Raw genomic sequence first — 15,307 nt, forward strand, 5'->3', positions numbered from 1 at the left:
TCAAGGAAGCGAGGCCGCATCCTGTTGCCCAGGACACCGAGGGGGCCGCCATGAAGATCCTGATCGTCCATGCCCATCCCGAGCCGCGCAGCTTCAACGGCGCGCTGACCGATGTCGCCCGGCGCTGCCTGACCGAGGCCGGACACGAGCTGCTGGTCTCCGACCTCTACGCCATGGGCTGGAATCCGCGTTCCGACCGCGCCAACTTCACCGGCGCGCTGGACCCGGACTATTTCAAGCAGCAGCAGGAGGAGGCGCACGCCAGCGAGACCGGCGGCTTCGCCCCGGATGTGCGGGCGGAGCTGGACAAGCTGTTCTGGTGCGACGCGCTGGTGTTCCAGTTCCCGCTATGGTGGTTCTCGCTGCCGGCGATGCTGAAGGGCTGGGTCGACCGGGTCTTCGCGATGGGCGCCGTCTATGGCGGCGGGGTGTGGTACGACCGCGGCCGCTTCGCCGGGCGCCGGGCGATGCTGTCGCTGACCCTCGGCGGCCCCGCCAGCATGTACGGGCCGGACGGGCTGAACGGCGACATCCATCAGCTGCTGTACCCGATCCAGCACGGCATGCTGCGCTTCACCGGCTTCGACGTGCTGCCGCCCTTCATCGCCTGGCAGCCGGCACGGATCGGCGAGGAGGGCCGACGGGCCTATCTGGAGCAGTACCGGCAGCGGCTGCTGACGCTGGCGGCAACCGAGCCGCTGCGCTTCCCGTCGCTCGACGAGTACGACCCCGAGACCTACGCGCTGAAGACCGGAGTGGCGGCATGAAGATCATCGTCATCGGCGCCACCGGCACGATCGGCGCGGCAGTCGCCGCGGCGCTGGAGGCCCGACACGAGGTGGTGCGGGCGTCGCGGACCGGCTCGCCTGCGGTCGACATGGAGGACCCGGATTCGATCGCGGCGCTGCTGGCGGCGGCCGGGCCGGTCGATGCAGTGGTCTGCTGCGCCGCCAGCGCCCGGATGGCGCCGCTCGACGCGCCGGATGCGGATTTCTTCCAGGGACTGCAGGGCAAGCTGCTGGGCCAGGTGAAGCTGCTGCGCCGGGCCCTGCCCCATTTGCGCGACGGCGGCTCCGTCACCCTCACCGCCGGGACCTTCGACCCGCCGATGGCCGGAGCCGCCTTCGGCGCGCTGGTCAATGCCGGGCTCGAGGCCTTTGTCCGCGCCGCGGCGCTGGAGCTGCCGCGCGGCCTCAGGGTCAACGCCGTCAGCCCCGGCTGGGTGCGCGAGACGCTGCTGGCGATGGGCCGGGACGGCGCCGCTGGGACGCCCGCGGCCGACGTCGCCCGCGCCTATGTCGCGGCGGTGGAAGGAACGGCGCAGGGCCAAGTGATCAGGCCCTGACGCTGCTGCCATCATCTGGCAGTATCGCCTCTTCGACCAGGAGAGGCCGTGTCGCGATCCGAACGCCTGCTGACGCTGATCCAGGTGCTGCGCCGCCACCGCCGTCCGGTCAGCGGGCGCGTGCTGGCGGCCGAGACCGGGATCAGCCTGCGCACCCTCTACCGCGACATCGCCACGCTGCAGGCCCAGGGCGCCGACATCGAGGGCGAGCCGGGGCTGGGCTATGTGCTGCGGCCCGGCTTCATGCTGCCGCCGCTGATGTTCTCGGAGGACGAGATCGAGGCGCTGGTGCTGGGCTCGCGCTGGGTCGCCCAGCGCGCCGACGACCGGCTGGGCGATGCCGCCCGCAACGCCCTGGCCAAGATCGCGGCGGTGCTGCCGGACGATTTGCGCCAGGGCCTCGACGCCACCGCGCTCCTGGTCGGGCCCGGCCAGGCGATCGCCGGCGGCAGCATCGATCTCGCGGACGTCCGCCGGGCGATCCGGGCCGAGCGCAAGCTGGCCATCGCCTATCGCGGCCCGGACGGGGCGGAGACGCGGCGCGTGATCTGGCCCTTCGCCCTCGGCTTCTTCGACCAGGTCCGCATGGTGGTGGCGTGGTGCGAGCTGCGCCAGGGCTTCCGGCACTTCCGCACCGACCGGATCCTGGAGCTGGTGGCGCAGGAGGCGCGCTATCCGCGCCGGCGCCAGGCGCTGCTGAAGGAGTGGCGCGAGAGCCAGGGGATCAGGCCGCAGGAATGACTGCTGCCGGAAACTGACAGCATGGGAACGCATCTTGGGGCCGTCGCCACAAAGACCTTCTCGCAATTCCCAATACCGTCATTGCGAGCGCAGCGAAGCAATCCAGGGCCACTCGCACTGGCCCCTGGATTGCTTCGTCGGCTTCGCCTCCTCGCAATGACGAAGAGGGATGAATGTCCTCGAGAAAGTCTCCACACCACAGGAGAGCCCCGATGCCGATCCCGAGCTACACCATCCTCTATGTCGACAACCCGCCGGCCAGCGCCGCCTTCTATGCCGGGCTGCTGGGCCGTGAGCCGGTCGAATCCTCGCCCACCTTCGCCCTCTTCGTGCTCGACGGCGGGGCGAAGCTGGGATTGTGGTCGCGGCACACGGTCGAACCGGCGGCGACGGCGGCCGGCGGGGGCGCCGAGATCGGCTTCAGCGTCGCCGACGCCGCCGCGGTCGAGACCATCCATGACGACTGGCGGGGCCGCGGCCTGCCGATCCTGCAGCCGCCGACCGCGATGGATTTCGGCCACAGCTTCGTCGCCCTCGACCCCGATGGCCACCGGCTGCGCGTGTTCGCGCTGACCGTTTAGGTGCGGAACACCGCACTCGACAAACGCCGCTCCGGCTGGTCGAGTAGGCGGATCGCTCTCGGCCGGCGGCCCGCCGGGGCGATGGGGATCCGGGGCCGCAGGACCAGCGCCGCCGTGACCGTCGATCTGTCGCAGATCTCCGCCGCCGCCCTCGGCCGGCTCTACCTCGCCGGGACGACCGACCCGGTGGCCGCGACCGAATTCTTCCTCGACCGCATCCGCGCCTGTCCCGACCGGACGATCTTCCTGGCCCTGACCGAGGAGCGGGCACGGCGCGAGGCGGAGGCCAGCCTGAAGCGCTACCGCGCCGGCCGGCCGCTGGGGCCGCTCGACGGCGTGCCGATCGCCTGGAAGGATCTGGTCGACTTGGAAGGCACCGTCACCACCGCCGGGGCCGAGGTGCGGCGCCACGCCCCGCTGGCCGCAGCGGATGCGCCGATCGCGCGCCACCTGGCCGCCGCCGGCATGGTCAGCCTGGGCAAGGTCAATCTCAGCGAATTCGCCTATTCCGGGCTGGGGCTGAACCCGCATTACGGCACACCGCTGAACCCCTTCGACGCGGAGACGCCGCGGGCGCCGGGCGGATCCTCCTCCGGCTCCGCCGTCGCCGTCGCGCGCGGCCTGGCCCCCTGCGCCATCGGCACCGACACCGGCGGGTCGGTGCGCATCCCGGCCGCCTTCAACGGGCTGGTCGGGCTCAAGACCTCCGAGGGCCGGATCGACAAGAGCGGCGTGTTCCCGCTGTCGCAGACCCTCGACACGATCGGCCCGCTGGCCCGGACGGTGGAGGACTGTCTTTTCCTGGACGCCGCGCTGCGTGGCGCCGTCGCCACCGATATCCGCCGCGCCGATCTGTCCGGTCTGCGCCTGGTGGTGCCGGAGAACATCGTCTTCGACCAGGCCGAGAACGGCGTCGTCGCCAATTTCGAGCGGGCGCTGTCCATCCTCTCGGCCGGCGGCGCGCGGGTCGAACGGCGGCGGATCGCCATCCTGGACGAGATGGCCGCGACCGGCGCGGCCCATGGCTCGCTGACGGCGGCCGAGGCCTATCTGTTCCACCGCGAGCTGATGGAAGGGCCGGATGCCGGCCGGGTCGACCCCCGCATCACCTCCCGCATCATCAACGGCAAGAAGATGTCGGCGGTCGATCTGCTGGCAATCCAGGCGATGCGCGCCCGGCTGACGCCGGCGCTGGCGGCGGAGCTGGACGGCGCGCTGCTGGCCTTCCCCACCGTGCCGCATGCGGCACCGGAGATCGCGCCCTTGGAGGCCGATGTCGACCTCTACCACCAGATCAACCTGCGCACCCTGCGCAACACCATGATCGGCAACATCCTGACCACCTGCGGCCTGGCGCTGCCGACCGGGCTGGACCGGCGCGGCCTGCCGACCAGCCTGCTGCTCTCCGCCCGTGCCGGCGACGAGGCCCGGCTGCTTGGCTTCGGCCTGGCCGCCGAGGCCGCCGGCATCGACCAGCGCAGCTGACGGAAGGTCCGACCGGGCGCTCTCCCCTGCTCCACCGCGGGAACGGCCGGCGCAATGCCGGCATTGCCCCTGTGACAGCGGACAATGGAGAGTGCGATGACCAACCGGAAACCGGGTCCGGAGGCGGATCGAGGTGGCCCCCGCCAATACGCCATGCGGCAGGAGGATCAGGACTCCGAGGAGCAGCGGCGCAGCGAGATCGAGGCCGAACGGAATGACCGGAAGGCACAGGACAGCAAGATCCGCACGGTCGCCCCGACCCGCCGCCCTCACCACTAACCGCTTGCGGCCGAGGGGGACGCCGACGACATGATACGGCGTGGGGGCCGCATCGGCGGCGCCCGGTTCCGAGGACGCCATGAGCCGCGAGATCTACAAGACTGCCCTGATCGTCGGCGCCGGCAGCGGGCTCAGCGCCTCGCTGGCCCGGCTCCTGGCCCGGCAGGGGCTGCGCGTCGCCCTGGCGGCGCGCGACACCGACAAGCTGAGGCCGCTGGTCGAGGAGACCGGCGCCGCCGCCTTCGCCGCCGACGCCGCGGACGCTCAGGCGGTGGCCGGGCTGTTCGACGCGGTGCAGCAGCGCTTCGGCGATCCGGACGTGGTGGTCTACAACGCCAGCGGCCGGGTGCGCGGTCCCCTGGTCGACCTGAAGCCGGCCGAGGTCCAGCGGGGGCTGGCCGTGACGGCCTATGGCGGCTTCCTGGTCGGGCAGCAGGCGGCGCGGCGGATGCTGCCGAAGGGCCGCGGCGCGATCCTGTTCACCGGCGCCTCGGCCAGCGTCAAAGGCTATGCCCGCTCCGCCCCCTTCGCCATGGGCAAGTTCGCGCTGCGCGGCCTGGCCCAGAGCATGGCGCGCGAGCTGGCGCCGCAGGGCATCCATGTCGCCCATGTCGTGATCGACGGCCAGATCCGCGAGGCCGGGCGCGAGGACCCGCCCGGCCGGCCGGACAGCACGCTCGACCCCGACGCGATCGCCCAGAGCTATCTCGACCTGCTGCGCCAGCCGCGCAGCGCCTGGACCTGGGAGATCGAGCTGCGGCCCTGGGTAGAGAACTTCTGACCGGCGGGCAACGGCCGGCCCGCCCGCCGGCATGGACAAGCACGCCGTCGGTCTACTATCGATAGCCTCGATAGTCGGTCGGCCGCCTGGCCGTCAGCGGACAGACGAGAGGCATCAGATGAGCGACGCGGATATCGCAGTCGTCGGCTTGGCCGTCATGGGCCGGAACCTCGCCTTCAACATGGCGGAGAAGGGGTTCAAGGTCGCGCTCTACAACCGCAGCGCCGAGCGGACCGACGAGGCGATGGCGCTGGCCGGGCCGCTGGCCGACCGGCTCGTGCCCTGCCGCACGCCGGAGGAGCTGGTGGCGGCGGTGCACAAGCCGCGGGCCATCCTGCTGATGGTGCAGGCCGGCCCCGCCGTCGACGAGACGATCGCCCGGCTGCAGCCGCTGTTGGACAAGGGCGACACGCTGATCGACGCCGGCAACGCCAATTTCCACGACACGGTGCGGCGCGAGGGCGCGCTGGACGGCGCCGGCCTGGCCTATCTCGGCGTCGGCGTCTCGGGCGGCGAGGAGGGGGCCCGCCACGGCCCGTCGATCATGGTCGGCGGCAAGCCCGAGGTCTATGGCCGCGTCCAGCCGATCTTCGAGGCGATCGCCGCCAAGTTCCAGGGCGAGCCGTGCTGCGCCTTCCTCGGCACCGATGGCGCCGGGCATTTCGTCAAGACCATCCACAACGGCATCGAATATGCCGACATGCAGATGATCGCCGAGGTCTACGGCCTGCTGCGCCGCGGCCTGGGGCTGGAGCCGGCGGCGATCGGCGACGTATTCGAGCGCTGGTCCAAGGGGCCGCTGTCCTCCTACCTCGTCGACATCACCGCCACCGTGCTGCGGACGGCCGACCCGAAGACCGGCAAGCCGCTGGTCGACGTCATCGTCGACAGCGCCGGGCAGAAGGGCACCGGCCGCTGGTCGGCGGTCGAGGCGCTGACGCTGGGCGCCCCCGCCTCCTCGATCACCGCGGCGGTGGAGGCGCGCAGCGTCTCGGCCGAGCGCGCGCTGCGCCAGACGCTGTCGCAGCGCTTCCCGGGCGCGGCGCAGCCGCTGCAGCTGGGCGGCAGCCGCGAGGCCGCGATCGACCTGCTGGAGAAGGCCCTGCTGGCCGGCAAGATCCTGGCCTACACCGAGGGCTTCGCCATCATGGCCGCGGCCTCGCGCGAGCACAGCTGGAACCTGCCGCTGGCCGAGGTGGCCCGGATCTGGCGCGCCGGCTGCATCATCCGCTCGACCCTCTTGGACCGCATCGCCTCGGCCTATGACCAGACGCCGGACATCGAGACGCTGGTGCTGGCCCCGGGCCTGACGCCGCTGTTCGAGGGCGCCGCCGGGGCGCTGCCGGAGGTGGTGGCCGAGGCCATCGGCCACGGCCACGCGGTGCCGGCCCTGTCGGCCGCGACCTCGCGCTGGCTGGCGCTGCGCCAGCCGCGCTCGACCGCCGACCTGATCCAGGGCCAGCGCGACTTCTTCGGCGCCCATGGCTTCGGCCGCATCGACGCCGAGGGCCAGCACCACGGCCCGTGGAGCCAGAGCGGGGGCTGACGCCGCACATTGGGATCCTTCTCAACCGCCTGGCTCGACCTGCGGGAACCCGCGGACCACGCGGCGCGGGATTCCGCGCTGCGAGACGCCGCCGCGTCTCTGGTCGAGGCCGGGGGGCTGATCGTGGACCTCGCCTGCGGCACCGGGTCGACCGCCCGGGCGCTGCAGCCCCGCTTGGCCCCCGCCATCCGGTGGCGGCTGGTCGACCAGGATGCGGCGCTGCTGCGCGAGGCCGGGCGGAGAACCGGCGCTGCCGCCGAGACGGTCCTCTGCGACCTGGCCCGCGAGGATCCCCCGATCGAGGGCGCTTCGCTGGTCACGGCGTCGGCCCTGCTGGACCTGGTGTCGGCGGCCTGGATCGAGGGCTTCGCCGATGCCCTGAAGGCCCGCCGATGCCCGCTCTATGCCGGGCTCTCCTATGACGGGCGCGTGTCGTTCGATCCGGCGCATCCAGGCGACCGAGTGGTGACCGCCGCCTTCAACGCGCATCAGCGGACCGACAAGGGGTTCGGCCCGGCGCTCGGGCCGGAGGGAGCGAAGGCTCTGGCCGCCGCCTTGCCGTCCCGGGGGTTCACGGTCCGCGTAGCGCCGAGCCCATGGCGCCTCGGCCCGGGCGACGCGCAGCTCGTCGGCCCCCTGCTCTCCGGCATCGCCCAGGCGGCGGCCGAGACGGGCGGCATCGCGGCGGCCGAGATCGAGGACTGGCTGGCGTTCCGGCAGGCCCGGGCGGCGGATGGGCGATGCCTCGTCGGGCATGTGGATCTGCTGGCAATCCCGGGCCGGTTCCGTCACCCCGCCTGACGCCCGGCATCGGGCAGGCGTGCCTTCGACGACAGCATGCGCCGCAGTATGCCGTCGCGGCGCACTAGGTGATGCTGCAACGCGCCCGCGACATGCAGCACGACGACCGCGAGCAGGACCCATTTGAGGGTCAGGTGCACGGACTTGAAGACCTCGGCGACCGGCTTGTTCTCCGGCACGAAGTCCGCGAGGTCGACCAGATAGAACAGCGGCACCGGGAAGCCGCCCATGGCCGTATAGAGGAAGCCGCTGATCGGCATGGCGAAGATCAGCAGGTAAAGAAGCGCGTGCGTCGTGCGCGCCGTGACCGCCTGCCAGCGCGGCAGGTCCGCCGGCAGCTCGGGCACCGGATTGGCCTGGCGCCAGGCCAGCCGGATGACTGCCAGCGCGAACACCGTCAGCCCGGTCATCTTGTGCACATCGTAAAAGAAGTTCTGCACCGGGCCCGGCTCGACCCGGGTCATCGTCAGGCCGGCCGGGATCTGGACCAGGAGGATCAGGACCGCGATTGTCCAGTGTAGGGCAATGCTGATCCGCCCCCAGCGCTCCGCCGTGTTGCGGTTCATGGCCCCGCCCCTTCGCCGCCTCGCTTTGGCGAATCTAGTACGGCACGGGCCGCGTTCAATCGGCACGGCCGGGGAGGGTCCCTAGAGGTCGTCCCGGATGCACGCCTTGGCATGGCCGGACGCCACCTCGCGCAGCGGCGGCACCGCCGTGGCGCAGTCCGGGACCGCGTGCGGGCAGCGGGTGCGGAAGACGCAGCCGCTGGGGGGATTGATCGGGCTCGGGATGTCGCCCTGCAGCAGGATGCGCTCGCGCCGCACCGTCGGGTCCGGCACCGGCGCGGCGGAGAGCAGCGCGCGGGTGTAGGGGTGGCGCGGCGCGGTGTAGAGCGACCGGGCCGGCGCCGATTCCATGATCCGGCCGAGATACATCACGATCACCCGGTCGCAGAGATATTCGACCACCGAAAGGTCGTGGGCGATGAACAGCATGGTCAGGCCCAGGTCGCGCTGCAGGTCCTGGATCAGATTGACCACCTGGGCCTGGATCGAGACGTCGAGGGCTGAGACCGGCTCGTCCGCCACGATGAAGCTGGGCTCCACCGCCAGGGCCCGGGCGATGCCGATGCGCTGGCGCTGGCCGCCCGAGAATTCGTGCGGGTACCGGGTGATCGCGTCAGGCCGCAGCCCCACCCGGCTCAGCAGCTCCGCAATCCGCTCCGGGCGCTGCCGGCCGCGCGCCAGGCCATGGATGGCCAGCGCCTCGCCGACGATCTCGCCCACCGTCATCCGCGGGTTCAGGCTGGCATAGGGGTCCTGGAAGACGATCTGCATCTCCCGCCGATAGGACTGGAAGGCCGAGCGGGAGAGCTTCAGGATATCGGTGCCGGCGAAGCGCACCGACCCGGCCGTCGGCTCGGTCAGGCGCAGGATCGACCGGCCGACCGTGGTCTTGCCCGAGCCGGATTCGCCGACGAGCCCGACCACCTCGCCGCGTTTCAGGGAAAAGGACACGTCCTCGACCGCGCGGACATGCTGGCCCTTCTTCCCGAACAGCCCGCCGCCGACCGGGAACCAGGTGCGCAACCCCTCGACCTCCAGCAGCCTCTGCCCCGGCGCCGGCAGGGCGATGGGGCTGGGACGATCCGCGACGACGGCACTCATGCCAGCTCGCTCCAGCGCAGGCAGCGCGACATGTGTCCGCCGCTGGTGTCGACCAGCGGCGGCACGGCGGCGGCGCAGGCCTCGACCGCGTGGCGGCAGCGCGGCGCGAAGGCGCAGCCGGGCGGCAGCTTGCGCGGGCTCGGCACATTGCCGGGGATCGCCTCCAGCCGGGGCATCTCTCCGCGGTCCAGAGCCGCATAGTCAGTGCGCGGCACGCTGTTCAGGAGACTGATGGTGTAGGGGTGGCGCGGCGATTTGAAGATCTCGACCACGCCGCCCTCCTCCACCACCCGTCCGCCATACATCACAGCGACGCGGTCGGCCATCTCCGCCACCACGCCAAGATTGTGGGTGATGAACAGGATCGACATGCCGATCTCGGCCTGCAGCCGCCGCATCAGATCCAGGATCTGGGCCTGGATGGTGACATCCAGCGCCGTGGTCGGCTCATCCGCGATCAGCAGGGCCGGGCGGCAGCACAGCGCCATGGCGATCATGACCCGCTGGCGCATGCCGCCCGACATCTGGTGCGGATAATCTTTGAGGCGCCGGCGGGCGGCCGGGATGCCGACCAGCTCCAGCATCTTCGCCGCGGTATCCATCGCCTCGCGCCGGCCCAGCCCCTGATGCAGCACCACCGCCTCGGCGATCTGGTCGCCGACCGGATAGACCGGGTTCAGGCTGGTCATCGGCTCCTGGAACACCATGGCGATGTCGTTGCCGCGGATGCGGCGCATCTCCGCCTCCGACAGCCGCGCCAGGTCGCGCCGGCGCCCGTCGCGGCCGGTGAACAGCATCTCGCCGCCGGCGATGCGACCGGGCGGGGTCGGGATCAGACGCATCAGCGACAGGCTGGTGACGCTCTTGCCCGATCCGGATTCGCCGACCAGCGCCAGGGTCTCGCCACGGCGGATGTGGAAGGTGACGCCGTCGACCGAGCGGATCGGCCCGTCCTCGGTGTCGAACCAGGTCCGGAGATCGGTCACCGACAGGATGGTGTCGGCGTCTGGCCCGGCCGCTGCCATCAGGCGCGCGCGGCGCGGATGGTGGCCCGCACCCGCTCCGGATCGGTCACGGTGTTGGTGTATTCGCGCTCCAGCTCCGTTCCGCCCATGCCGATATCGGGGTTGCGGAAGGCCATGCCACTCGGCTCCTGCCGCAGCGCCGCGAAATGCAGCTCCTTCAGCCCGGCGGCGCGCCGGACCTCGGCGATATTGGCCTCGTCCAGGTCGCCGCAGCCCATGATCACGATGCGGTTGCCGGCCTGCTCCACCGCCCGCTTCAGGATTGCGAGGCCCGCTATCGCGTTCGGCCGCTGGCCCGAGGTCAGCACCCGGTCGACGCCGCAGCGAATCAGCGCCTCCAGCGCCTCCTCCGGGTCGCGGGTCATGTCGAAGGCGCGGTGGAAGGTGACGGACATCGGCCGGGCCTCGCGCACCAGCTGCGCCGTGCGGTCCTCGTCGATCCGGCCGTCCGGGGTCAGGCAGCCAATGACGATGCCGGGCACGCCGAGCTCCCGCAACGCCTTCACATCGGCCAGCATGCTGGCGAATTCGGTGCCGCTGTACAGGAAGTCGCCGCCGCGCGGCCGGATGATGACATGGAAGGGGATGCGGGCGCGGGCCTTCACCTCGAGGATGGTGCCGATGCTGGGGGTCAGCCCGCCCTCGATCAGGCTGGCGCAGAGCTCAACCCGGTCGGCCCCGCCTTCTTGGGCCGCCAGGAACCCGTCCAGGCCTTCGACGCAGATCTCGATCACGGGGATGGTCATAGACAGGTCTTTCGCAACAGGAAGGATCATCGGCAGAGGGCCTTCAGCGACCGGGCGGACCAGATGGGCTGCGGCCGCCAGTCGAAGTCGCGGTCGAAGGGGAAGGTCGGGCGGCGGGTGCGGTGGCGCGGCAGGTGCTCGACATCCTGGTCGACCACGCCGGGCGACAGCGCCATCAGGTTCGGGTTGGCGATCGGCGCCAGCTCCGGCGACAGATAGCCGGACTTGACCACCAGGATCGCCACTTCGGCCGGGTGCACGCCCAGCCGGGTGAAATCCGCAACGTTGTGGAACGGCCGGCGCCGCGCCGTCAGCACCACGCGGATGCCGCCGATCCGGACCAGGGCCTGGCGGGCGGCGGGATTATCACCGGCATCGAGGAACAGCACCTCGGCCTCCGCCTCGACCGGCACGCTGCCCTTGGCGTCGAGCGTCGCGCCGATGTTGAGGCGCAGCCGGGCGCCGGTGCCGGCGGCGAAGCAGGAATCGGTGGCCGGGCGGTCGGCGATGCCGGCGATCAGCACGTCCTGCGCGTCGCGCGCCAGCAGCGCCCGCAGCAGGTCGGCGCGGTCGCCGACGCCGCCGCCGGTCGGGTTGTCGCCGGAATCGGCCAGGATCACCGGCCGGGTCTGCGAGGCGACGGCCCAGCCGACGCACTCCTCCACCGTGCCGGTGCGGCTGCCGAAGACGAAATCGTCGCGCGCGTCCCAATAGGCCTGGGCCAGGCACGCGCCCTCGCGCTCCATCACCGCCGGGTCGGTGCCGGTGATGATGACCGCGGCGGTCGCCCGCGGCTCGTCAGCCCAGACATAGCCGACCATCATCGAGGCATCGAGGATGCCGTCGAGCGCGTCCACCGCCGGCAGCTGCGCATAGAGCGACTTCGCCGGCTCGTCCACCGTGCTGGTGCGCTCGCCCGGCCACAGCACCGGCACCGGGACCCACATCAGCAGCGGCTTCACGCCTTCGGTCAGCCGGCGCATCAGCATGGCGCAGGCCCGGCGCTTGGTCTCCTCCACATCGATATGCGGCGCGGTGCGGTAGGTCGAGAACATGTCGAGAGCGTCGATGATGCGCTGGCTGACATTGCCGTGCAGGTCGTAGCTGGCGGCGATCGGGCAGTCCGGCCCCACCACCGCGCGGGCGGCGGTGATCCAGTCGCCCTCGGCGTCCTCCATGCCCTCGACGAACATGGCGCCGTGCATGGCGAGGTAAAGGCCGTCGATCGGCCCGAGCGCCTTGAGCCGGTCCAGGAACTCGGCCTTGAACGCCTCGTAGGTGGCACGGGCGACCGGGCCGCCGGGGATGGCGCGGGCGTGCAGGGTCGGCAGGAAAGTGGCGTCGTAGTCGCGCAGCAGGGCGAAGGACGGGTCGGCGGTCAGGGCGCCGCCGCGCAGCACGCGGAAATCCGCCTCGGTCGCCAGGACCGGGCTGTAGGTGCTGCATTCGGTGTGGATGCCGCCCACCGCAATGCGAAGGGGGGCAATGCACGGGGGAGATGCCATTCGTCAACCTTCTTCGGCGCGGGTCAGGAACCGGTGGGCGGCGATGCTGGCGGCGCCACGGGCCCACAGGGCGCGGGTGGCGTGGTGGAACCGGATGGTGGTGGAGGCGGCGAGGCGCGGCAGCACATTGGCCTCGATCGCCTGGCGGGTGACGGTGCGGAACAGCGGCCCCATCGTGCCTTCGACATCGACGATCAGCACGAATTCCGGGTCGTTGACCTGGATCACATGGGCGATGGTGAGGCCCAACGCGCCGCCGGCCCGGTGCAGGATGGCGATCGCCTCGGCGTTGCCCTGGGCCGCCAGCGCCTCGACCTGTGCCGTGGTCGAGGCCTTGAGGCCGCGCGCCCGCGCCTGGGCCAGGATTGCCTGGCCCGGCGCCACGGTGTCGAGGCAGCCGCGCTTGCCGCAGCGGCAGGGCAGCCCGCCCGGCTCGATCGTGCAATGCGCGATCTCGCCGGCGCCGCCGCCATGGCCGCGGTAGAGCGCGCCGTCGACGTAATGGGCGCAGCCGATGCTGTCGCCGAAGGTGACGGTGGTGAAGGTGCGGTAGTCGCGCGCCTGGCCGTACAGCCGCTCGCCGGTGGCGACGGCGTTGGCGTCATTCTCCAGGAAGGTCGGCACGCCGGTCGCCTGCTGCACCATCGCCGCCACCGACAGGTCGATCCAGCCAAGATTGGCGGAGTGCAGGCAGCGATCCTGGTCGTTGTTAACTAGGCCGGACAGGGCGACGCCGATGCCGCGCAGCCGGTCGGCCGGAACGCCCGCCTCGCCCAAAAGGCGCGGCACGGTATCGCGGATGGTTCCGGCTATGCGCTGCGGGTCGTTCGACCACGTTGCGGTGCGCTGGCCCAGCACCGCCCCCTGCAGGTCGGTCAGCACCATCGTCACCGGCTCCTCCACGATCGAGGCGCCGATGAAATAGCCATGGTGCGGGTTCAGCCGCAGCAGGATCGACGGCCGGCCCTGGCGCGACGGCGCCGAGGCCACCTCGCTCTCCTCCAGCGCGCCGTCCTCGATCAGCTCCCGGCTTAGCCCCGTGATCGCCGCCTTGCTGAGCCCGGTCAGGAGCGCGAGCTCGGACCGGCTGAGCGGCCCGTGATCGGCGACGGCTTCGAGCAGGGAGCGTTTCGTTGGATTGGCCATGCGTCTTGACAGTTAGTTTAGGAATTGAATTTAATCAAGCCACAGGCTTCATCAATCTAACAAAATCGGCGGATACCCGGACCGATTCCAACCAACGGGAGACGGACATGACCCTTGTGATCGACCGGCGTGGCGCGCTGGCCCTGGGCGGGTCCCTGGGCCTCGCAGCCTTGCTGCGCGGCCGTGGCGCCTTCGCCGCCGACGCCTCACAGATCGTGATCATGCAGACCGAGGGGCCGCGCAGCATGGATTCGGCGGACCAGACCGCGACCTACACCGCCGCGATCCTGGAGCCGATGTATGAGGGCCTGACCGGCTACAACGACAAGATGGAGCTGGTGCCGGTCCTGGCCACGAAGTGGGAGGGCGACGCCACCGGCACGGCCTGGACCTTCACCCTGCGCCAGGGCGTCAAGTTCCACGACGGCGAGCCCTGCAACGCCGACGCGGTGATCGCCAGCTTCGCCCGGCACATGGACGAGAAGCGCGGCCTGGCCGCCAGCGGCCGCTTCCGCGCCATCCTGGCCGAGGTCAAGGCGCTGGATGCCGACACCGTCCGCTTCACCCTGAAGCGCCCCTACCCCGCCTTCCTCAAGCTGATGGCCGTGGCATCGGCCTCGATCGTCAGCCCGAAGGCCGAGAAGGCTGGCACGCTGGGCCGTGCCGCGGTCGGCACCGGGCCGTACAAGCTGGCCGAGTACAAATCGGGCGAATACGTGCTCTCGGAAGCGAATCCCGATTACTGGGGCGACAAGGCCCCGACCAAGACGCTGAAGTGGATCTGGACCCAGGAAGCCGCGGTCATGAACATGGCGGTGCAGACCGGCGACGCCGATGTGGTGGCGCCGCTGCCGCCGGTCTTCGCCGCGCCGATCAAAGCGAACTCCGAGCTCGTGCTGATGGAGGGCAACCCGACCGCGGTGTTCTGGGTGTCGCTGAACTGTAAGCTGGCGCCGCTCGATGATGTTCGCGTCCGCCAGGCCCTGAACTACGCCACCGACCGGGACGGCCTCGTCAGCAACCTGCTCTACGGCTACGGCAAGCCGGCGACCTCGCCGCTGTCGCCCGCCGTGTTCGGCTACGACCCGACGGTCGAGGGCTATGGCCTGGATGTCGCCAAGGCCAAGTCGCTGCTGGCCGAGGCCGGCCATGCCGACGGCATCACCATCAATGTCGCGGTGCAGGAGCCGGAGGCGGCGATCGCCGAGATCCTGCAGGGCATGTGGGCCCAGGCCGGGATCACGCTGAACATCCAGAAGATGGAGAGTGGGGTATGGACCGCTGCCGCCTTCGGCACGCCGGAGCAGAAAGCTGCCCAGGGCGTGCACGCGGTCATCGCGTCGTGGTCGACCGGCACCTTCGACGCCGACCTGCAGCTGAAGCCGCTGTACCATACCGACAGCTGGTCGCCGAAGAGCGCCAATCTCGGCTTCTACAGCAACCCCGAGCTGGATGAGATCCTGAACAAGGCCGGGTCGTCGACCGACGACGCCGAGCGCAAGACGCTCTACGCCAAGGCGCAGCGCATCATCGTCCAGGATGCGGCGCATGTGCTGCTGTACTACCCGAACGACCTCGCCGCCGCCCGCGCCGAGGTCAAGGGCGCCTGGCTGATGCCCGGCGGCGAGGTGATCCCGGAACGGGCGACGAAGGCGTAGG

General features: G+C 71.1%; 16 protein-coding genes. 10 read left to right on the top strand and 6 right to left on the bottom strand.

Going from position 1 to position 15,307, the window contains the following annotated elements; genetic code table 11:
• The first annotated feature begins 50 nt into the window (after positions 1 to 50).
• The 9 genes from KXR53_RS11550 to KXR53_RS11590 all read left to right on the top strand — a co-directional run bounded on the left by KXR53_RS11550 (position 51) and on the right by KXR53_RS11590 (position 7,559).
• Positions 51 to 767 (top strand): NAD(P)H-dependent oxidoreductase, encoded by a 717-nt coding sequence (locus KXR53_RS11550; protein ID WP_437375286.1) that lies wholly within the window; start codon positions 51 to 53, stop codon positions 765 to 767.
• A complete protein-coding gene (locus KXR53_RS11555; protein ID WP_437375287.1) occupies positions 764 to 1,345 on the top strand; it encodes a short chain dehydrogenase in 582 nt (193 codons plus the stop codon). Before KXR53_RS11550 ends, KXR53_RS11555 begins: the two co-directional genes overlap by 4 nt.
• Positions 1,346 to 1,393: 48 nt before the next feature.
• Positions 1,394 to 2,086, top strand: a complete 693-nt coding sequence (locus tag KXR53_RS11560) for a helix-turn-helix transcriptional regulator (RefSeq protein WP_437375288.1) — start codon at positions 1,394 to 1,396, stop codon at positions 2,084 to 2,086.
• A 212-nt stretch (positions 2,087 to 2,298) separates the two neighbouring features.
• On the top strand, positions 2,299 to 2,667 hold the full coding sequence (locus KXR53_RS11565) for a VOC family protein (RefSeq protein ID WP_437375289.1): 369 nt from the start codon (positions 2,299 to 2,301) through the stop codon (positions 2,665 to 2,667).
• A 114-nt stretch (positions 2,668 to 2,781) separates the two neighbouring features.
• The gene (locus KXR53_RS11570; RefSeq protein WP_437375290.1) at positions 2,782 to 4,152 is read left to right on the top strand and encodes an amidase; all 1,371 of its coding nucleotides are present in this window, start codon (positions 2,782 to 2,784) and stop codon (positions 4,150 to 4,152) included.
• A 96-nt stretch (positions 4,153 to 4,248) separates the two neighbouring features.
• The gene (locus tag KXR53_RS11575) at positions 4,249 to 4,431 is read left to right on the top strand and encodes a hypothetical protein (protein ID WP_437375291.1); all 183 of its coding nucleotides are present in this window, start codon (positions 4,249 to 4,251) and stop codon (positions 4,429 to 4,431) included.
• Between the two features lie 79 nt (positions 4,432 to 4,510).
• The gene (locus KXR53_RS11580; protein WP_437375292.1) at positions 4,511 to 5,212 is read left to right on the top strand and encodes an SDR family NAD(P)-dependent oxidoreductase; all 702 of its coding nucleotides are present in this window, start codon (positions 4,511 to 4,513) and stop codon (positions 5,210 to 5,212) included.
• Between the two features lie 118 nt (positions 5,213 to 5,330).
• The gene (gene gndA / locus KXR53_RS11585) at positions 5,331 to 6,758 is read left to right on the top strand and encodes an NADP-dependent phosphogluconate dehydrogenase (protein WP_437375293.1); all 1,428 of its coding nucleotides are present in this window, start codon (positions 5,331 to 5,333) and stop codon (positions 6,756 to 6,758) included.
• Between the two features lie 9 nt (positions 6,759 to 6,767).
• Complete coding sequence (locus tag KXR53_RS11590) at positions 6,768 to 7,559, top strand: hypothetical protein (RefSeq protein ID WP_437375294.1); 792 nt, start codon at positions 6,768 to 6,770, stop codon at positions 7,557 to 7,559.
• Here KXR53_RS11590 and KXR53_RS11595 read toward each other — a convergent pair.
• From KXR53_RS11595 to KXR53_RS11620, 6 genes are all read right to left on the bottom strand, one after another.
• The gene (locus tag KXR53_RS11595; RefSeq protein WP_437375295.1) at positions 7,547 to 8,125 is read right to left on the bottom strand and encodes a cytochrome b; all 579 of its coding nucleotides are present in this window, start codon (positions 8,123 to 8,125) and stop codon (positions 7,547 to 7,549) included. The two genes, KXR53_RS11590 and KXR53_RS11595, sit on opposite strands and share 13 nt — an antisense overlap.
• Before the next feature lie 81 nt (positions 8,126 to 8,206).
• Positions 8,207 to 9,226 (bottom strand): ABC transporter ATP-binding protein, encoded by a 1,020-nt coding sequence (locus tag KXR53_RS11600; protein WP_437375296.1) that lies wholly within the window; start codon positions 9,224 to 9,226, stop codon positions 8,207 to 8,209.
• Positions 9,223 to 10,251: an ABC transporter ATP-binding protein gene (locus KXR53_RS11605; protein WP_437375297.1), complete on the bottom strand. Its 1,029-nt coding sequence runs from the start codon at positions 10,249 to 10,251 to the stop codon at positions 9,223 to 9,225. The genes KXR53_RS11600 and KXR53_RS11605 overlap by 4 nt, the downstream gene beginning before the upstream one ends.
• Positions 10,251 to 10,997: a copper homeostasis protein CutC gene (locus KXR53_RS11610; RefSeq protein WP_437375298.1), complete on the bottom strand. Its 747-nt coding sequence runs from the start codon at positions 10,995 to 10,997 to the stop codon at positions 10,251 to 10,253. The genes KXR53_RS11605 and KXR53_RS11610 overlap by 1 nt, the downstream gene beginning before the upstream one ends.
• Positions 10,998 to 11,023: 26 nt before the next feature.
• The gene (locus KXR53_RS11615) at positions 11,024 to 12,502 is read right to left on the bottom strand and encodes a M81 family metallopeptidase (RefSeq protein ID WP_437375299.1); all 1,479 of its coding nucleotides are present in this window, start codon (positions 12,500 to 12,502) and stop codon (positions 11,024 to 11,026) included.
• Positions 12,503 to 12,505: 3 nt separating this feature from the next.
• Positions 12,506 to 13,648: an ROK family protein gene (locus KXR53_RS11620; RefSeq protein WP_437375300.1), complete on the bottom strand. Its 1,143-nt coding sequence runs from the start codon at positions 13,646 to 13,648 to the stop codon at positions 12,506 to 12,508.
• A gap of 107 nt (positions 13,649 to 13,755) precedes the next feature.
• Between KXR53_RS11620 and KXR53_RS11625 the strand changes: the two genes are divergently transcribed.
• Positions 13,756 to 15,306 (top strand): ABC transporter substrate-binding protein, encoded by a 1,551-nt coding sequence (locus tag KXR53_RS11625; protein ID WP_437375301.1) that lies wholly within the window; start codon positions 13,756 to 13,758, stop codon positions 15,304 to 15,306.
• The last annotated feature ends 1 nt before the right edge of the window (position 15,307 follow it).

It is taken from the genome of Inquilinus limosus, assembly GCF_051487185.1.
GTDB lineage: Bacteria > Pseudomonadota > Alphaproteobacteria > DSM-16000 > Inquilinaceae > Inquilinus > Inquilinus limosus_F.